This window comes from Pontibacter cellulosilyticus, from assembly GCF_014306105.1.
In the GTDB taxonomy this organism is placed as follows: domain Bacteria; phylum Bacteroidota; class Bacteroidia; order Cytophagales; family Hymenobacteraceae; genus Pontibacter; species Pontibacter cellulosilyticus.
The window spans coordinates 333,285-352,805 of record NZ_JACRVF010000003.1; the positions used below are offsets into that span (position 1 = coordinate 333,285).

Consider the following 19,521-nt stretch of genomic DNA (forward strand, 5'->3'; position numbering starts at 1 on the left):
CATAGGATAACTATAACATACGTACTTAAAAGCTAGTAAAAGCTATTGTTAATCAACTAGTTAATAAGTACTATGAAAGTTTTCTACAAAAGTTTACTTCTATGCTTTGCCTTTATACTTCAGGTACAGATGGTTTTAGCACAAGGAGCAACCACCGCCGCATTGAGCGGTACTGTCAAAGACCAGAGTGGCACCGCACTACCAGGCGCTACTGTAATCGCCATCCACACACCGACTAATACACAGTATGTAGCCACTACCAACACAGAAGGTTACTACAACATCCAGAACATGCGTGTTGGCGGTCCTTATATTGTTACTACTTCTTACATAGGCTATCAGGAACAACGCTCAGAGGGTGTAAGCCTTGCACTGGGCAAAACTGCCCGTGTCGACTTTGCATTGGCTGAAAGTGCCCGACAGCTAGGTGAAGTAGAAATAACAGGAGAAAGAAACGACATCTTTAACCAGGATAGAACAGGTGCAGCTACCAACGTGTCTCGTGAACAGCTCGAAAACCTGCCTACGCTAAGCCGAAGTCTGCAAGATTTCACAAGACTTACACCACAGGCATCGGGCAACTCCATAGCCGGCACTAATAACCGCTTTAATAACATTACCATAGACGGCGCTGTAAACAACGACGTTTTCGGCTTATCAGGCAGTGGTACACCAGGCGGACAGGCGGGCACACAGCCTATATCTTTGGATGCGATACAGGAAATCCAAGTTGTTGTTGCACCTTATGATGTGAAGCTGGGCAACTTTACCGGTGGCGGTATAAATGCCGTTACTCGTTCCGGTACTAATACCTTCTCCGGGTCTATTTATGGCTTTGGCCGTAACGAAAACACTATAGGCAAAGCGGTAGAAGGCCCCAGAGAAAGAGCAGATGAGTTTAGCAATTACCAGTATGGCATTCGTTTAGGTGGCCCGATTATTAAAGATAAGTTATTCTTCTTCACAAACTATGACGCCACACGTATTACAGAGCCTGTTCGCTTTGCACCTGGTTCGTCGGAATCGCAGATACCGCTCAGCGCTGCCCAACAACTCGCAACTTTTGTGCAGGAAGAATATGGCTATGACGTAGGAGCGTTTGGAGGTTTGGACAGAGAAACCCAAAGCGATAAGTTTTTCATCCGCTTCGACTGGAACGTGACAAATAACCATCAGCTTACATTGCGCCATAACTTTGTAGATGCTTTTGACGACAACATCTCCAGGAGCAGAAGTTTTGTACGCTTTGGCAATAACGCCTATCAGTTTAACAGTACCACTAACAGCACAGTGCTGGAATTAAACAGCCGTTTATCCAATGCTTTCTCCAATAACCTTATTATGGGTTACTCTCGCATAAGAGATAGTCGTGAAATACAGGGAGAGCTTTTCCCGCAAGTAACTATTGCCGATCCTGTAGGTACTTTCGAATTTGGTTCTCAACGCTCATCCACAGCAAATGAGTTAGATCAGGATATCTTTGAGATTACAGACAACTTCTCCTATCTGATAGATCGGCATAACCTTACGATAGGTACACACAACGAGTTCTTTAGCTTCAGGAACCTGTTTATAAACAACCTGAATGGCCGCTGGGACTTCCGTAGCCTAAACGACTTTTTCAATAACAGGCCAAACCGCGTAAGAGCCACCTACTCTCTGACAGATGAACAGCGTCCGGCTGCAGAGTTTGATGCCATGCAATTAGGCGTTTACTTTCAGGATGAGTTCACCGCCTCTGAGCGTTTTAAATTAACATTCGGTATACGCCTAGACGTGCCAGTTTTCCCAGATAAACCTGCTGAGAATACTAAGCTGGAGAACGACTTCCGAAATATTTATCCTGGCCTTGAAACAGACAGAGCACCAAGCGGACAACTGCTTTGGGCACCACGCTTAGGTTTCAACTTTACACCTACCGATGAGCGCTCTTTTCAGATACGCGGTGGTACAGGTATTTTTACAGGACGCGTTCCTTTTGTGTGGCTTTCAAACCAGTTCATCAACACTGGTACCATCCTAGGTACTGTAGATGTTCGTAACCCTAGCACGTTTATTCCAGACGTTGACCAACAGCAAACCGCCGGACCGCCAGTAAGAACAGTGGAAGTAAACGTTATTAACGATGATTTTAAGATACCACAGGTATGGCGAAGCAACCTGGCCTTCGACTACACTTTACCATGGGAAGTGTTTGCAACCTTAGAAGGTATATATTCTAAAACGCTAAATGATGTGGTGTATAGAGATCTGAACCTTGTAGCACCTACCGGTACGCTTCCAGGTGCCGACAATAGAGAGCTTTTCCCTTCAAACCGCAGAATTAACTCTGATTATACCAACGTAATCTTACTTGATAATACCAACGAAGGCTATCGCTACAGCATTACAGGCCAATTGCGTAAAGACTTTACCAATGGAATTCAAACCACAGTAGCTTATACCTACGGAGAATCGAAAGATGTTAACTCAGGCACTAGCTCTACAGCACTTTCAAACTATGAGTTTAATCAGATAGTAAACAATCCGAATGATCCGCAGCTTTCTTACTCAAGATTTGATATTCGCCACAGAATTATTGCCACCAGCGGTTATACCTTCCGTTGGGGAAATAACTTTGCGACAGGCATTTCTCTTTTCTACGAAGGTCAGTCTGGCCTGCCTTATACTTACTTATATGACGGTGACTTAAACCGCGATGGCAACTTTGGCAATGACCTTCTCTATGTCCCTCGGAATCAAGATGAAATTAACTTGGTATCATTTACCTCTAGCGGCACAACCTTTACACCTGCGGAGCAGTGGGCTGCTTTAGATGCCTTTATTGCCAGTGATGATTATCTGAATGACCGCAGAGGCCAATACGCTGAACGCAATGGAGCTCGTATGCCATGGACACATCAATGGGACGTTCGAGTACTTCAGGATTTCTACCTTAACGTTGGAGAGCAGAAGCATACCTTTCAGATAACGTTTGATATCTTTAATGTAGGCAACTTGCTAAACAGAGACTGGGGCCGCCAGTACTTCGTAAGCAACAGCGCAAACGAGATAATACGCTTTGCCGGGTTTAACTCAGCCGGTGCGCCAACTTTCACTTTTAACCCTAACAACCAGGCATATAACATATCCCAATTTGCTTCCAGATGGCAGGGACAATTAGGTTTAAGATATATATTTAACTAAATATTTTGACAGGTACATAAAAAAAGCCTGCCGGTTATCTACCGGCAGGCTTTTACTATTTAGCTTGATAGTTAGTTAGATAACAGCGTAACTTCCATTAGATTGAAGCTCAAGTGTAACAGTAACTGTAATGTTGCCGCTATTGTAAGCAGCATAAGTTAACTGATACTTCTGACCAACTTCAGAGTTAGGATATTTGTTCTTTAACAAAGCTCCCAAAGCAGCTACAATTTGTTCATTACTCCAGTAGTTGCTCGAATTTGGGTTGCTTTGATAAAAGTTACCGTAGTTTGCCAGGTTAGTTCTGTTAGTTTCCGTACCTAATGCGGGATTTGATGCTATCCACTGATAATCAGCAGCCGCAAGTGTATATCTAACAGTTAAATCTGGTTTCCAAACACCATCTTTCTTCGCAAAAGCAAGCACAGCAGGAGTGGTTACATTTTCGGTTACAGCATTCCACTTTGTCCCATCATAAATCATAGTAAAGAGTTTATGAGTGGTTTTCCCACCACTAAAGTATGCATAGCTCACATATTCAACATCGCCTGCCTCAGCGCCAATAATATTGTCGCTCAAGAATTTGTTAAAGAATACTGGCAGCATATCGTCGTCAGCAGAAGTGAAATTGTCGTAACGTCCGCGATCAACTAAGGCATAGTCATCGTTAGTTACAAAGTAGATGTTTCTCCACGCACCATTCAGGAAGTAGAATGCATCTCTTACACGATTGGTAGTACCAGTGTAGTAATCAAAGGTAAGAATTACCTTCATGTTCTCTACCGCATCCGGGTATTTATACTCTAGGAACTCGATCATCTCGTTTGAACTGTCAAAGTTGCTAAAGCGATGCCCCATAGCACTATAATCTTCATCAGTTACAGTATACATTGCAAAAGATGAGATTTTGTTGCCTTTAAACTCAAAAGCTAACTTATTAAATGCTACAGTCACAGAAGTTCCGTTGCCCATCTGCGGGTAATTTTTGTCAAGAATAGTTGGAATCAACTCTGCTGCTTCTTTCTCAGAAGCAAAGTAATAATTTTTAGCAACAGGCTTACCTTTAAGCAACTCGTAATCCTTTTTTGCCAATTCGATGTTCATATCTTTTGTATAAACATCAGGATACTGCTTGTCCAGTTCTTCATAAACATCTTCCATTGGGTCACAGGCAGTAAACACCAGCATTAGGGAAGAAAGAAGATAAAATATCTTTTTCATCTAAGTATTTTTTAGAAGTTAATTTTTAAACCAGTTGTCCACGTTCTGCCTACACCGAAGAATACTGCAGAATTGAAAGCAGTGCTTGCACCTGTCTCTGGGTGGAAAGATGCCTGTGCATCAGAGATGTACTCTGTATCAAACAGGTTATTCACATTTCCGTAAATGGATGCTTTCAGGCCACCAAGTTCAAAGTTGTAAGAAGCATTCAGGTCAACTAATGAATATGAAGGTAATTCCCATACTGCTAAACCCGGTGCACCAACTGAGGTTGGGTCGAAATCGCCAAAGTTATCTGTGTAGTAATTGTAATCTGCACCAATTTTGAACCCTTGAAGTAACTTGTAGCTAATACCAAAAGCAGCAGTTGTTTGAGCAGCATCACCTACTTTAAGTCCTTTCATGTACATAGCACCAATCTCATCCACTGGGTTTTGATCCTCATCAAAGATGGTTACACCAGATAGGTTGTTTTGCCATGTCCAGTCACCAAAAGACGCCATACCTGTGATTTTAAGCTTAGTGGTAGGCTGATAGTTGAAGTCAACCTCAACACCTTGGTGTAAAGCATCAACACCTAAGAGGTTAGCATAATATAATTGCCCTCCAACGTTTCTTGATTTGATAAAGGCTCTATCTGCCCAAGTTGTTCTGTAAAGGTTAATGTTCGCACTTAATACAGAAGATCTGTAACCATAGCCTAATTCATAGCTAAGAATTTTTTCGTTCTCAGCTCTTTCGTTGATCTCATTTTTGTTATTAAGGAACACCGCATTGAAGAAAGGTGCTCGTTCAAAATAACCTAAATTAGCAAAAACATTGTGGTTCTCGGTAAGGTTATAGTTGGCGCCACCTTTTGTCTGATAACCGAAGAAGTTAACAAAGTCAGTTTCCTGCAGTGGATCGCTATCCAGGTAATTGAAGTAATCAATACGCTTATAAGAAGTATTTGAAGCTGCCAAAGAGATGAAAGCAGAAAGAGGTCCTGCCTTATACTCACCTTGCAGGAATCCGCCCTCCCAAAGTACAATACCGTCGTTGTTATAGCTGATCTTGTCTCCCACTTCTGCTCTGTTTACAGGATTATTTCTGTCTCTTGTATCCAGCACATAATCAGCACCAAGCAAATTTGTCACTTCTGTAAAGTGCTCTCCTTTATAGTAACGCAAATCTAAACCAGCAAGAAGGTCAAATTTGCTGCTCAAGCTTTTCTGATAAGTAGAAAGAGCGCCATACCATTTGTGGTCATTTCTAGAAGCTCTCAAATAACCCAATGCTCTACCGTCCTGAGACTCAAGGTTAGAGTCTACAACTGCATCAAGATCGTAAGGAGAATATTTTCCTGCTGTTCTGAAATCTGCAACGTTACCAGCGTAACCGCCGCCGCCGCCTGTACCGATTGATGCATAAACCGCTGTAGAAAGGAAAGACGATTGATCAATTGTCCAGTAGTGATTTAAAGAAACTTGTGGCTTATGATAGAAGTTATCCTCTACGTTTACAACTTCACCATTTAATACACCCCAGTCAGCATTCCATCTTCTTCCTTGTGGTGCGTTTTTGTAGTCAAGAATAGTTTGTCTGCTCTGACGCTGGCCGTGCCATTGAGGTGCACCGAAACCAGTTAAAGACAAAGTATGCTTATCATTTATAAGCTTAGAAACATTAAAAAAGTAGTTGTAGCCTTCAAACCGTAAGCCTTCTGCCCAACCATTGCCCTCAGTTTTAGAACCTGAAGCAGCAACAGCCCATCCGTCTTCAGTAAGACCGCTTGCTACTGAAAAAGCAACTTTGCTATAGCCGTTGTTACCAATGCCGTAGAAAACAGAGCCACCTTTAGTTGCATCAATAGTTTTCGTCTGGATGTTGATTGTACCACCAATAGATGGCACTGCAACTTTTGAGGCACCTAAACCTCGCTGTACCTGCATAGACTTAGTAACATCAGTTAAACCAGCCCAGTTAGACCAGTATACTCGACCATTCTCCATGTCATTTACAGGCACACCATTGATCAAAACAGCAACGTTTTGGCTCTGGAAACCCCTGATGTTAGTACGGGCGTCACCAAAACCACCACCTTGCTTTGTAGCATACACACCTGGTGTAGACTTCAATAGCTCAGGGAACTCTTGGTTTGATGCTTTCTCAGTGATGATTTCACTAGTGATTGTAGACATTGCTACTGGTGTTTCTCTGTCGATTGCAATACTGTTTGTAGTCACAATCACCTCATTGATTGAGGTTGCATTAGCAGACAAAGCAATTGTGCCAAGGTTCTTAACACCGCTTACACCTGAGAAAGAAACTTCCTTCTGTACGTACCCAATGTAGTTAACAAGTAGGGCAGAAGCATTTGCATCCTCTACTTTCAACGCAAAGGTACCATCAGCAGAAGTAGGAACAGCTTGGTTAGTTCCTTTAAGAATAACTGTTGCTCCTGGCAAAGGCTCTTTAGTTGCATTGTCTACAACTCTACCCTTTACCATACCTTGGGCGAACAGTTCAGTAGGTGCTAAGCCGATAAACAGCACTAGCATCACAAGACTGAGTAAATTGTACTTCATCTTTTAATTGTTAATGAATGGTTGGTTGATTTTCGGTGCGAATATACTATGTTAAAACATTAATCAACAACTGATAGAGTTAAAAATGATGTTAATTTAACATTGCCCCAGATTACACCTCATTAGAACATACCTCAAAAGCAATATTATACCAAACAACGAATGATTTATTTATTGTACTTTTACAATAAATCAGAGGTAAAACAAATACTTTAACCTAACATCTTTATCGAGTTATAACAGCTGAATACAACTTACTATATCAAGCACTATTAACGTTGTAACATGCTTTATATGAAGTTTAAACATCGATTTTAAAAGCAAGTGCTAACTTTCATTTGTCTACCAATTTATAAAAATACTCTTCATAAATATTTAACATACCCCTTGCTTGAAGTTTGGACAATTCAAATTACATTTGCGTCCAAAATCAATCAACCCATTTATGAAAAACATTTATAGTGCATTATGTCTGGCTCTAGCCATGCTACTGTGTACACAGTACGGCTGGGCGCAAGGGGTAACAACCTCTTCTTTGACAGGTATTGTAACAGACTCTAAGGGCGCTGGATTGCCAGGCGCAACAGTTGTTGCAGTACACACTCCATCAGGTACACAGTATGGTACCGCAACAAACGTAGACGGACGTTTCAACATTGTGAACATGCGTGTTGGAGGTCCTTATACTATAAACATTTCTTACTTGGGCTTCCAGACAAGTAAAATTGAAAATGTAACCCTGAAGCTTGCTGAGCCATTTGTTTTAAATGCGTCTCTGAGCGAGTCAGGAACAGAACTAAAAGAGGTTGTAATCTCTGGAACAAAAGACAAATTACTGAACGCTGAAAGAAGTGGTGCGGTGACAAACGTTGGTATTCAAGAAATTCAGGCACTACCAACTATTTCTCGTAGCCTTAACGACTTCACCCGTCTTACGCCACAGGCAAACGGTTCATCGGTTGGTGGTGGTAACTATCGCCAGAACCAGATTACAGTAGACGGTGCCGATTTTAACAACAACTTCGGTATCGGTAGCAACCTTCCAGCTGGTGGTTCACCAATTTCATTGGATGCGATTGAGGAAATTTCTGTAAACGTTACTCCGTTCGATGTTCGCCAGTCTGGCTTTATCGGTAGTGCAGTTAACGCTATTACTCGTTCAGGCTCTAACAATTTCTCGGGATCACTTTATTCTTACTACAGAACAGAGAATCAGCAGGGAAGCAAAGTTGGTGACTTCACTATCACTAAGCAGGATATGCAGTTTAACCAGTATGGCTTTAGAGTAGGTGGCCCGATCCTGAAGAATAAGTTGTTCTTCTTCATTAACGGTGAAACAGAAGAGCAAACAAGACCAGGCCAGGCAAGAGTGGCGGCTACGGCAGCAAGACCTTATGGCCCAAGCAACCCAGATGTAGCTCGTCCGACAGAGGGTGAGCTTGACAACATCAGCAACTACCTGAGAAACACATATGGTTATGAGACTGGTCCTTACCAAGGATATGACTTTGTAAGCGATAAAACAAAATTCTTAGCTCGCTTAGACTGGAACATTACCAACAACCACAGATTCAACATCCGTTACAGCCAGGTAGAGAGTAAAGACCCTAGCTTTGTAAGTTCTTCAAGAAGCCCGCTTCAAGCTTATTCTAATGGTTTTGGCCGTACAAATAACAACGCGCTTCACTTTAGAAACTCTAACTATTACAACGAGGCCAACTTTTATTCACTGGCAGCAGAGTTAAACTCTAACTTAGGCGGTATGCTTGCAAATACATTCCGTGCTACTTACACAAAGCAGAACGACCCACGTAGCTCAGACAGCTCTCCGTTCCCGTTTGTTGATATCCTGAAAGATGGCCAGCCATTTACTTCATTCGGTTACGAGCCATTCACTTATGGCAACCTGAGAGATGTAGAGATGTACTCTTTCGTAAACAACCTAACTTGGATAAAAGGTGCTCACAACTTCACGTTCGGTGCACAGGCTGACTTTAACACGACAAAGAACGGATTCCAGCGTTTTGCAACCAGCTACTATACTTTCAGATCGTGGGATGACTTCGTGAATGGTGTTAAGCCACTTGACTTTGGCATTACATATTCGCTAGAGCCAGGTTTTGCCCAAGCTTTCCCAACTTTCAAGTTTGCACAGTACTCTGCTTATGCTCAGGATGAAGTTAACGTAACTGAAAGACTTAAAGTAACTGGTGGTCTTCGTTTAGAATATGCCACTTATCCTGAGGCCCTGAAAGAGCACCCACTTGTGTCAGGTTTAGCATTTGCTGGTGGAGAGAAACTTAACACAGCTAATCTTCCTAAATCAGCATTAATGTTCTCTCCAAGAGCAGGCTTTAACTGGGATGTTAAAGGCGACCGTTCTGTACAGCTACGCGGTGGTACAGGTATTTTCACAGGTAAGGTTCCATTCGTATGGATCGTTAGCCAGGCTGGTGACGCTGGTATGCTTCAGATTACACAGCAGTTTGAGACGGATCGTAAGAACATCAATGATCCTTCTAAGTATGAAACTCCTGGACCGTTTAACCCAAACCCAGCTGCTTATCGCCCTGAAACAGTTCCAACTGCCGGTACTTCTCTGCCAAGCTCTCTGACAGTTATTGACGAGAACTTTAAAATGCCTCAGACTTGGAAAACAAGCTTTGCTGTAGATGCAAAACTTCCTTTTGGTATAGTGGGTACATTAGAAGGTATTTACAACAAGGACTTAAACACTGCTATCTTCCGTAACCCTAACCTGGTAGACCCTACTGCACTTAACATTGCAGGGTATCCAGATAATAGAATGATTTACCCTGCTAACATTCAGGACAGATTCTATAACCCAGCAACAAGAGCCACTAAAGCGAACAACTATACTTCTGTTCCTGTAGCAAGAGGCACTGCCGGAGGACAAGCCTTTAATACAGTTGTTCTTGACAACGGCTCTGAGGGCCACTATTGGTCAGTAACTGCCAAGTTAGAGAAGCAGTTCGCCAATGGCCTTTCTGCAACTGCTGCTTACGTAAAGAGTGCTGCTAAAAACCAGTACGATGGTAGCGGTGATCAGCCGCTTGGCGCTTGGGGCGGTAACCAAACAATTAATGGTGCCAATTTCCCTGAGCTAAGCCATGCTAGCTATGTAGTTCCAGACAGAGTAATTGCTTCTTTATCTTTCCGTAAAGAATATTTCAGACACCTTGGTACTACTGTATCCTTGTTCTACGAAGGCTCAACTCAAGGCAGATTCTCTTATGTGTATTCAAATGACTTCAACAGAGATGGCCAGAATGGTGACCTGATCTACATTCCTAGAGATGCTTCTGAAATCACTTTCGTTCCTTTAACTGTTGGCTCTGGCGCTACTGCCAAAACTTATACAGCAAAAGAGCAGAGCGATCTATTCTTCGCTTATATTGAGCAGGATGATTATTTGAGATCTAGAAAAGGCCAGTATGCTGAGCGTAACGGTGCCCTAATGCCATGGAGAAATCAGTTTGACTTCAAACTTCTTCAGGACGTTTTCACTAACATTGGCGGCAAACGTAATACACTTCAGTTCAGCGTAGACATCTTCAATGTTGGCAACTTCATCAACAGCGATTGGGGTGTTTTTAGAACTGTAAATGCTAGCTCTATCCTGACTCCTACTAACGTTTCTTCTTTGAACGCTAACGGCACAACAGTTCCAACCTTCAGATTAGCTACTTTCGGTGGCGAGCCTGTAACAACTACGTTTAGCGATAACCGTAGCATTTCATCAACATATTATATGCAGTTTGGTCTGCGTTATATCTTTAACTAAGTCAAATCTTAGCTATAAAAAAGGGGCTGCAATTGCAGCCCCTTTTTCTTTTATATCATTTTGCACTTCCTTTTTTTGCAATTCAGAAAATTCACCTATTTTTGTAGCACAGTAAGGGGGATTAGCTCAGCTGGCTAGAGCGCTTGCATGGCATGCAAGAGGTCATCGGTTCGACTCCGATATTCTCCACAGAAAAGGCAACCACTTAGGTTGCCTTTTTTATTTGCACCTTCTACACAAAAAGGTCCTCTACAGACAAGTAGCGTTCCCCTGTATCGTAGCAGAAGGTTAATATCTTAGCGCCATCAGTTACTCCCTCTCCTAATTTTTTGCTGACAGCTGCCAGAGATGCCCCGGATGAAACCCCTATAAAAAGGCCCTCCTCACGTGCAGCACGTCGGGCAAAATCAAAAGCCTCATCACGCTCTACCTGTATTACACCGTCCAGCAACGTGGTATCCATTATACTTGGAATGAAACCTGCTCCAATACCTTGTAGCGGATGTGGTCCAGGCTGCCCGCCGCTCAACACAGGAGATGCAGCCGGCTCCACGGCAAAAACCTTTAAATCTGGAAAGCGACCCTTCAACACTTTAGCCACTCCTGTAATGTGCCCTCCAGTACCTACGCCAGTTATCATATAATCCAGGCCATCCGGAAAATCTTCGAGTATCTCCTGTGCAGTAGTATCGATATGAATCTGAACGTTTGCCTCATTATCAAACTGCATCGGCATCCAGGCACTATCATTTTCGTTCACCAGCTCCTGTGCTTTCTCTATGGCTCCTTTCATACCCTTCTCTCTTGGGGTAAGTTCAAGCTTTGCTCCGTAGGCAGCCATTAGCCTACGTCGCTCTATTGACATCGACTCAGGCATTACCAATATTAACTTATATCCTTTTACCGCAGCAACCATCGCCAGTCCCACTCCCGTGTTACCTGAAGTAGGTTCTATAATTATACTTTCCTTATTCAATATACCTTTTCGCTCTGCATCTTCTATCATCGCTAAAGCTATCCTGTCTTTAATGCTTCCGCCAGGGTTGCTTCGCTCCAGTTTCATCCACACTTCTGCTTTATCTCCGAGAATCCTGTTGATGCGCACATGCGGTGTATTACCAATTGTACCAAGTATTGTGGTTGCTTTCATGTTTGTTTAGGTTTAAATTGAAAAGTTTATAAGATATGCCGGGTCTGGTGCCTGACTAACCTTGATCTGTGGACGGTGATAGACCCGCGAGTAAGCAGGTACACTTTCTGTTAGCCATACATTACCACCAATTATGCTATGCTTGCCCACCACTGTTCTACCGCCCAATATGGTGGCTCCTGCATAAATTACTACATTGTCTTCTATAGTTGGGTGGCGTTTTATGTTTGCCATGGACTTATCTACACTTGCAGCACCTAACGTTACCCCTTGGTATACTTTAACGTTGTTCCCGATGATGGCTGTCTCCCCTATCACAACACCGGTACCATGATCAATACAGAACGCATTGCCTATACTTGCCCCGGGATGTATGTCTGTTCCGGTTTTAGTATGCGCATGTTCGGAGTATATACGCGGCAACAGAGGCACCTGCAGCTCATATAGCAGATGAGCTACCCGGTAAACAGCCACCGCATAAAAGCCAGGATAAGTGCGGATAACTTCATCGGTGCTTACTGCAGCAGGGTCACCAGCTTCTATTGCACGCGCATCCTCTAAAAGTTGCTCATAAACCTCTGGCAATGCATCAAAAAATTGATTTACTATACTCACAGATGCCTCTGGCAGGCGCTCTTCTAACTTTGTAAGTATAAATTCAAGATCCGACTCCAAAACATGGAGGTGATGCGCTACCTCATCCGGTGACTTAATCTCTTGCTCTGCAAGAGGAGGAAACAGTAACTGAAGCAAACCATCTAAAAAAGCACAGCTTATTGACTTGGGCACTACATGCGCAGCCTGCAGGTGGCTATGTGCCAAGTGTTCTATAAAAGCTCTTTTGTCAGATAACATATTAGGTTAAAGTTGAAACCGAAGTTATGTTTATACTACAAAGAATAATTCAAGTTGTTTATGATGCGTTTTCTTAAGTTAGCCTGATCATAGCTAAAATAAGAGCGCCTGTAGCCAAAGCCACAGGCGCTCTTATTTCAGAGTTTAAATCTTAAAACTAGTCACAATGAGGCACTCCCATTCTACCGTTATTGTAAGCATCTAAAATTTCTGCCCACTGAATTAATGTACTTCTGCTTGGGCTAGAACCACCATTAAAGTATGTTGTAGCGTTATTATAAACCGTTAGAACATTGGCTGGCATTGATGCACCCGCAGCAACATTAAGTTTGGCAGCTATATACTGATGTGCTAAGATGATATAAGCATCTCCTCCTTTAGGCGCAGCGTTCAAAATTTGCAGGTAAGTCATACCGCTGTTAAAGAACATATCATCATGTAAGCTACCCCAGGCTGGGTTTGCTTTTTTACCTGTAGCGTGGTTTTTCCAATAGCCTTGAGTTCTGGTGCAGCCTGTTGGCTGGTCTGGTATGTTTACGCAGAAGTTGATGTTGTCAATAGCGCCAGATCCTACAGATCTGTTTGCTCCATCAAACACAACGATCAGAGTTTTAGCATTTGCTACATTCATTGTTACTGTTTGCACACTACCTTCGTTAGGGTACATAGTAAGTGGGAAATTATATACTTTTCCACTAGCGTCGATCACACGTACGTATGACTCGTTCTCCATATCATCAGTGTCAATATCAACAACCTGAATAGAGTTTAAAGTTACTGGATGAGCTATTGCAGAAAAGTCTAACCTTAAAGTAGCACCCCAGGCATTATCATTTGGACCGGCAAGAGACGGGTTTGCAGCAACTTGTGCAGGTGTATAGTGGTTTGCAATAAGCATTTTGCCTAATTCATCAGGCACACCTAAATCATGGCCGTCATCTCCGGTATGAACACGTGCATCATACACTCTAGCCACGTTCTCACTAGAATAATTGTCACTTGTAACACCTTCTGCTCTCTTCATTGCCATTATACCCACTGTGCCATATGGCCCTGACACCTGTGTAATAGGAAAATTGCTTGCTGTAAAGTTTTCGAAGTCAATAGTGTAGCAGTTTTGGGTAGCATCCTGGCTGGCAGAAGCGGTGATTGGCTGCATGTCTTCTTCTTTCTGGCAACCGAAAAAGACTAAGGCACCTAAGCATAAGGCACCTACTCTAGATAATGTTTTGTTCATAATTAATAGCTTTCATAGTTAAACAATAGATTGAATTCATCAAAAACACCTTTAAACAAGGTGTGAACACACCACAGAAGTGGTGTAATAAAGTAAAATCAACAAAGGGTGAGGTGCAGCAGCAGAGATGCTGCGCGGATATAGGAGGGTGATAACCTATAGTAGACTAGTGGTATAAAAAAAAGCCGGGCAACTTATCACCAGACTTAGGGCACTTTATTATACTGTAATAGTTAAATAAAGTATGTACTTTTTACTAATTTATTTTCACTACAGCCTGCCTATACAATAGCAGGCTGTAGTGAAAAACAGATTTTTAGCTTCTGCAGAACTCAATCACATCAATAGCGCCAGAGCCTGCTCTTTTGCCTTCGCCGCCAAAAGTAACACGTATTTTAGCTACGCCAGGTGTGTCTCCTGTATTCAGACGGGTGGCGCCGTAGGCACCTGTAACTGGCAACTTAAAAGTCTTGATTACTCTACCGTTCTTATCAAGCAGCTCTAACTTAGAGTCGGCTTCATCTTCAGTGATATCAAGCACGTGGATGGCCTTTAGATTTATGCTACCCATAGCAGCGAAGTCCATCTCTACACGGCTGCCCTGGTTATAGATAGCGGTGGATTTACCGTGTACCTTACCGGCAGTAAGTACATGGCCCATTGGTCTGATAGCTTCTTTATTAGGAGTGATAAAGTTCTTGTTTTTAGCGTCAGGCTGGCTTGTATTGTAAAGTATAGCTGCGTTAGTATTCTGATAATCACCTTTGTTTGATCTTAGCTGCGCAGATACACGCACTGGTGTACCTTCGCTATACACTGTAGTTATTGCACCTGCTCCAGTCTCTATCTGGTTGTAGCCATCAAATTCTATAACTTCACAAGTACCTGGAGCTGTACCGAAGTTCTTACTGTCGCTTACTGTAAACGGTGAAGTTGCTTCGCTTTCATTCTCACAGCTCAACAACACAAAGCTAAACGCAAATACACACAGGGATTTTAAAGTAAACTTTTCCATACACACACTTTAGAAATATTATTACATACTACCAGTCCTTACCATTCGGCACAATTACTCACCTGCTGCGCAAATGGCAGGAAGTGTTTGAATTACAGGCTATTGAAGCTTAGGTAATTAAGAGGGGAATTGTAAGAACTGCTTTGGGGGTGTTTACGGCAGATATTTACGAGGGTTAATTATTTTTTTATTTTTTTAGTGAAATTTTTAATACACAAAAACAGCCTTACAATATATAAAATCAACAATTTACATATACTACCATATCTTGATAGTACAATATTAGCGAATATATTTCTGCAAGAACTTAGGCTGGTCCAGCTGCTTTTTCGGTAAGAGAATCAGGTACAGAAAAGCCACCATACTACAGGCCGCCGCAACCATAAATGTGCGCGAAAAGTTTGCTGATGCATTATTATACAGCCACCCCGAGCAGAGGGCACCTAAACCGATGCCTGCCTCCAGGGCGATGTACATAGTTGCCATTGCCCGACCACGGTGCGCTTCATGGCTCAGATCAATTGTCCAGGCGTAGACGGTTGGGGAGTTCATACCCACGGCTACACCAAACACGACACCCGCCAGCAGCAGTTGTGTAGCAGATGTACTAAGGCCTACTGCCACCATAGCCAGTGCAAGTAACCCAGTGCTTACCCGCAGCACATTAATGCGCCCATACTTGTCGGAAGCACGGCCAGCCAGAAAACGGATAGCCAGGGAAGAAACTGTAAAACTGGTAAAGAAAAGGCCTTTGTTCCGGATGCCTAAGTACTCACTAAAATCAGGGATGATGGTAAGTATGGTTCCGAAGGCAAACGTGGAGAAAAGCATTACAAAAGATGGCCCCCAAACACGCGGCTCAAATAGCTCCTGCCTAGATATTCGCAGCAACCCCATCCGGAAGCGGTGCGGGTTATCTACGGTTTCGTGCATGCGCACCAGCACTGCCACCGACAGGAAAGCCGTTACCGAAGAGGCATAGAACATCGTGTTTACAGAAAACTGGTTAGCAATAGCACCGCCTAATGCCGGACCGGCAGCCATGCCCAAACTACCTGCAAGCCCCAGCAAACCCATTGCCTCTCCCCGCTTCTCTGCAGGTACTACATCGGCAACGTAGGCAGATGTACCGGTAGGAGTAAAACCCGTAGAAAAGCCATGTACAAACCGCAGCAGCAGAAAAGCCGCCACAGAACCCGTAACTGGGTAAAGCAAACCTGTTAGTATACATATAGCGCCACCCACCATCATCACAGGTATGCGGCCTATTTTATCGGCAAGCTTCCCGCTAAATGGTCTTGATAAACCGGCTGTTAGTGTGAACAGAGAGATAATGAGGCCTTTGTATTCTTCGCCTCCCAAACTGGAAAGGTAATCCGGAAGCTCCGGTATGATCATATTGAAGCTGGCAAAGAAGAGGAAGGAGCTCAGGCACAATAATCCAAACTGCAATCCGTAAATCCGCCTTATCTGCTCAGCCATATCTTGCTTATAAAGCTGCAAATTTGGCAAAGCTTAGGCTCCTATGCCAGCAAAAGATGTGTTAAGTATAAAAATGTGACAGAAAGGACAGACAATGCACCTTACTATACAAGGGTATTTTGTTTTGAGGTCTGAACTCCGTTTACCATGATGCCCTTTTCCATTGCTGCCAGATGAATGCTCCTGGACACATGCAGCACTACTTCCGGCTGCTGTATGTTACCCAAACGCATGGTTATACTTTCGCCGGACACCAGGTGGTACACAACAGCATGCGCTGATATTTCTAAAGCATCAATATCTTGCCAGCTAACCTGCACTTCCCTAGAGAATACGGCCAACCTATACTTTATCCGCTCAGGAGTCATGGAGAAATAAGCATCTTTTGTGGCAAGGCGATTGTTGGCAATTAACCATGCTACCATACCAGCACCTAAAATCAAAATACTGCTTACTGCCCAGCCAAGCCGAAACACATCCTGAATAAAAAGCTCACGGAATAAAGCATAAGCACCACCAGCAAACAGAAAGATACTAGCCCCCAGCAAATACCTCTTCATGAGCATAAGCTGTTTTTGCGGAAAAAGATTAATGTACATGTATTCGTATTAAGGTAATATCGATCGGCATTGCTTGTTATATAGCTATAACATCTTCAATCACTAAATCTCAACGTTTAGCACTGATAACTAATTACTTACAAATAAAACCGCAGAAAGTTTATAAACATCATTCATAATAATTATAGTTCTTTAACAAGATAGTTTTGGCTTATTAAATTTATTGCGCTGGTTAGCGAAAGCATAAATCTATATTTGAAAAATACAAAACAAACCATCGCCATTACATTTAAATAAGCTAAAGACTAAATATAGTAAAGTTTTAACATAGTCCAACTATTGGTGCTTCTTTTGAAAGAACAGGACCTGTTAATGATTTTAAGTATATTGAGGTGCAAAAGAATTAAGATGAAAAAGCATATACTTATAGCCGGTGTCTTTATGGCTTTGGCGGCGTGTCAGCAGCTACCGCAGCAAAGCCCTGAAATTGCCGTGAACAAGTTTTCAGACACAACTTTACAGCAGATTTATACTTTGCAGGACGAGCGGAACACAACAGAACTGTTGCCATTTCTGCATCACAATAAGCCAAAATACCGCACAGAGGCGGCAATTGCCTTTGCCTCGGTGCAGGATACGCTTGCTGTGTCTGACTTGCTAGCTCTGCTTTCTGATACAACTACAGCCGTTCGAAAAGCCGCAGCCTATGCCTTAGGACAAATCGGCCATAGTAAATCCGAGAGCAGCATTATTAACCATATGGCACATGAGGGTAAGCCAGAAGTACAGGCAGAGCTGCTGGAGGCACTGGGAAAATTAGCAACCCAGACTGGTGCAGAGTACCTGGCAAACTACAACGCCACTAACCCAACGTCTTTGGCCGGGCAGGCATGGGGCCTCTACAGAGCAGGTCTGCGTCAGCAGTACACCCCGAAGGGAGTAGAGCAAGCAGTAAAACTACTGTCATCTGTCAGACCATACGAGGCGCGTTTAGCGGCAGCCCATTTCCTGGCCCGCACTCCCCGCCTTGACCTAACCCCTTACCGACAGCCCCTGTTAACTGCCGCCACCTCCGATGCCGCCCCTGAAGTACGCATGGCGGTAACGCAGGCACTTGGCAAAGTAAAATCTTCCGACAAACCGCAGTTCCTGTCAAACATTGCCCAAAGCGACACAGATTACAGGGTTAGACTGAGCGCCATACGTGCCATGAGCGGGTCAGAGTTTAGCGAGATTAAACCTGCCATATTTGCCGCCCTGCAGGATAAGAACATAAACACTGCTGTTGCTGCTGCTGAGTTTATACAGGCAAACCCAAAGGGCATAGAAGTAGAGCCTTTACTGCAGCTACTGCCCCAGATACAGGACGCACGCGTGCGAAGCGGCATAATCTGGGTGATGCTGCGCAATAGCCAGCCTCAGAACAGGAGCCTGTTCAATAACCGCTACAAGCAACAGTATCAGAATGCCCGCACCCCATACGAAAAGGCATATTTGTTAAAGGCGCTCTCCGGAGATATAGAAAACTACAGCTACATAGCCGAACAGATGTTTGCAGCCGAGCAGCCGATCATAGCCACTACCGGCATGGATGCACTTATTACGATGCGCCAGCAAAGCGATTTTCCGCGAAGGCTGGAGGCTGACTTTGCAGACATTTTTAAGCGGGCAGTTGGCTCTGGCGATGTAGCTTTAGTTGGCATGGCCGCGGCCGCCATCCGGGACCCGAAGCTTAACCTGCGCAGCCAGTACAAAGACTACAGCTTTTTAACGCAGGCCCAGCAGAAACTGCAGCTGCCCCGCGACATGGAAACCAACATAGAACTGCAGCGCACACTGGATTACCTCGGTGGCAAAAGAGAAAGTATAACCCCCGAGAACCCATTCACGCACCCGATCGATTGGGCTTTGGTGAAGAAAATTCCGGAGGGGCAGCAGGTGCTCCTGAAAACAGACAAAGGCACTATTGTGCTGCAGCTGTTTGTAGAAGATGCCCCTGGCTCTGTGGCTAACTTTGTGGAGCTGGCTCAGAAAAACTTTTTCGATAATTTATATTTCCACAGGGTAGTGCCAAACTTTGTGGTGCAAGGCGGCGACAAGCGCGGCGATGGCTGGGGAAGCTCCGACTACTCCATCCGATCAGAGTTTGCACCATTGCACTACCGTGAGGGCTATGTGGGCATGGCCTCTGCCGGCAAGGACACTGAAAGCAACCAGTGGTTTATCACCCACTCTCCTGCTCCGCACCTAGATGGCAAGTATACCATCTTTGCCAAAGTGATAGACGGAATGGATGTGGTGCACCAACTCGAGGTAGGCGACAAGATCCTGGAGTTAAGTTTAAAGTAATAGAGGCAATTTATACTTATACTGGCAAGCAGCAAGTATAAAGTAAGAGAGGCGGCACCTGGGTGCCGCCTCTCTTGCTTTATACTTTGGCTTA

General features: G+C 43.7%; 11 protein-coding genes and 1 tRNA gene. 4 read left to right on the forward strand and 8 right to left on the reverse strand.

What is annotated here, in order from left to right; translation table 11 throughout:
• Window positions 1-72: 72 nt before the first annotated feature.
• Window positions 73-3,186: a TonB-dependent receptor gene (locus H8S84_RS12295; RefSeq protein ID WP_187067636.1), complete on the forward strand. Its 3,114-nt coding sequence runs from the start codon at window positions 73-75 to the stop codon at window positions 3,184-3,186.
• 75 nt (window positions 3,187-3,261) lie between these two features.
• On the opposite strand, the gene H8S84_RS12300 is transcribed toward H8S84_RS12295, so the two are convergent.
• On the reverse strand, window positions 3,262-4,407 hold the full coding sequence (locus tag H8S84_RS12300) for a hypothetical protein (protein WP_187067637.1): 1,146 nt from the start codon (window positions 4,405-4,407) through the stop codon (window positions 3,262-3,264).
• An 11-nt stretch (window positions 4,408-4,418) separates the two neighbouring features.
• Window positions 4,419-6,974: a TonB-dependent receptor gene (locus H8S84_RS12305; RefSeq protein WP_187067638.1), complete on the reverse strand. Its 2,556-nt coding sequence runs from the start codon at window positions 6,972-6,974 to the stop codon at window positions 4,419-4,421.
• A gap of 445 nt (window positions 6,975-7,419) precedes the next feature.
• Here H8S84_RS12305 and H8S84_RS12310 point away from each other — a divergent pair, with 445 nt between their 5' ends.
• Together H8S84_RS12310 and H8S84_RS12315 are read left to right on the forward strand one after the other, a co-directional pair.
• Window positions 7,420-10,779, forward strand: coding sequence for a TonB-dependent receptor (locus tag H8S84_RS12310; protein ID WP_187067639.1), 3,360 nt, complete (start codon window positions 7,420-7,422; stop codon window positions 10,777-10,779).
• Window positions 10,780-10,894: 115 nt separating this feature from the next.
• Window positions 10,895-10,968 (forward strand) — tRNA-Ala (locus H8S84_RS12315).
• Window positions 10,969-11,011: 43 nt separating this feature from the next.
• On the opposite strand, the gene cysK is transcribed toward H8S84_RS12315, so the two are convergent.
• The 6 genes from cysK to H8S84_RS12345 form a co-directional block, all read right to left on the reverse strand.
• Complete coding sequence (cysK, locus tag H8S84_RS12320) at window positions 11,012-11,929, reverse strand: cysteine synthase A (protein WP_187067640.1); 918 nt, start codon at window positions 11,927-11,929, stop codon at window positions 11,012-11,014.
• Window positions 11,930-11,941: 12 nt separating this feature from the next.
• The gene (epsC, locus tag H8S84_RS12325) at window positions 11,942-12,784 is read right to left on the reverse strand and encodes a serine O-acetyltransferase EpsC (protein ID WP_187067641.1); all 843 of its coding nucleotides are present in this window, start codon (window positions 12,782-12,784) and stop codon (window positions 11,942-11,944) included.
• A 157-nt stretch (window positions 12,785-12,941) separates the two neighbouring features.
• Window positions 12,942-14,021 (reverse strand): hypothetical protein, encoded by a 1,080-nt coding sequence (locus H8S84_RS12330; protein ID WP_187067642.1) that lies wholly within the window; start codon window positions 14,019-14,021, stop codon window positions 12,942-12,944.
• A 316-nt stretch (window positions 14,022-14,337) separates the two neighbouring features.
• Window positions 14,338-15,036 carry a hypothetical protein gene (locus tag H8S84_RS12335; RefSeq protein WP_187067643.1) on the reverse strand — a complete coding sequence of 233 codons (699 nt, stop codon included), beginning with the start codon at window positions 15,034-15,036 and terminating at the stop codon, window positions 14,338-14,340.
• Window positions 15,037-15,318: 282 nt separating this feature from the next.
• Complete coding sequence (locus tag H8S84_RS12340) at window positions 15,319-16,518, reverse strand: MFS transporter (RefSeq protein ID WP_187067644.1); 1,200 nt, start codon at window positions 16,516-16,518, stop codon at window positions 15,319-15,321.
• A 104-nt stretch (window positions 16,519-16,622) separates the two neighbouring features.
• A complete protein-coding gene (locus H8S84_RS12345; RefSeq protein ID WP_187067645.1) occupies window positions 16,623-17,078 on the reverse strand; it encodes a hypothetical protein in 456 nt (151 codons plus the stop codon).
• 408 nt (window positions 17,079-17,486) lie between these two features.
• On the opposite strand from H8S84_RS12345, the gene H8S84_RS12350 reads away from it, so the two are divergent.
• Entirely contained in the window at window positions 17,487-19,427 is a 1,941-nt protein-coding gene (locus tag H8S84_RS12350) for a peptidylprolyl isomerase (protein ID WP_187067646.1), read from the forward strand.
• The last annotated feature ends 94 nt before the right edge of the window (window positions 19,428-19,521 follow it).

Coding starts and splice junctions, on each gene's coding strand:
- H8S84_RS12310 (WP_187067639.1), top strand. CDS start 7,420: ATGAAAAACATTTATAGTGCATTATGTCTGGCTCTAGCCATGCTACTG.
- H8S84_RS12345 (WP_187067645.1), bottom strand. CDS start 17,078: ATGAAGAGGTATTTGCTGGGGGCTAGTATCTTTCTGTTTGCTGGTGGT.
- H8S84_RS12295 (WP_187067636.1), top strand. CDS start 73: ATGAAAGTTTTCTACAAAAGTTTACTTCTATGCTTTGCCTTTATACTT.
- H8S84_RS12305 (WP_187067638.1), bottom strand. CDS start 6,974: ATGAAGTACAATTTACTCAGTCTTGTGATGCTAGTGCTGTTTATCGGC.
- H8S84_RS12340 (WP_187067644.1), bottom strand. CDS start 16,518: ATGGCTGAGCAGATAAGGCGGATTTACGGATTGCAGTTTGGATTATTG.
- cysK (WP_187067640.1), bottom strand. CDS start 11,929: ATGAAAGCAACCACAATACTTGGTACAATTGGTAATACACCGCATGTG.
- H8S84_RS12335 (WP_187067643.1), bottom strand. CDS start 15,036: ATGGAAAAGTTTACTTTAAAATCCCTGTGTGTATTTGCGTTTAGCTTT.
- H8S84_RS12330 (WP_187067642.1), bottom strand. CDS start 14,021: ATGAACAAAACATTATCTAGAGTAGGTGCCTTATGCTTAGGTGCCTTA.
- H8S84_RS12300 (WP_187067637.1), bottom strand. CDS start 4,407: ATGAAAAAGATATTTTATCTTCTTTCTTCCCTAATGCTGGTGTTTACT.
- epsC (WP_187067641.1), bottom strand. CDS start 12,784: ATGTTATCTGACAAAAGAGCTTTTATAGAACACTTGGCACATAGCCAC.
- H8S84_RS12350 (WP_187067646.1), top strand. CDS start 17,487: ATGAAAAAGCATATACTTATAGCCGGTGTCTTTATGGCTTTGGCGGCG.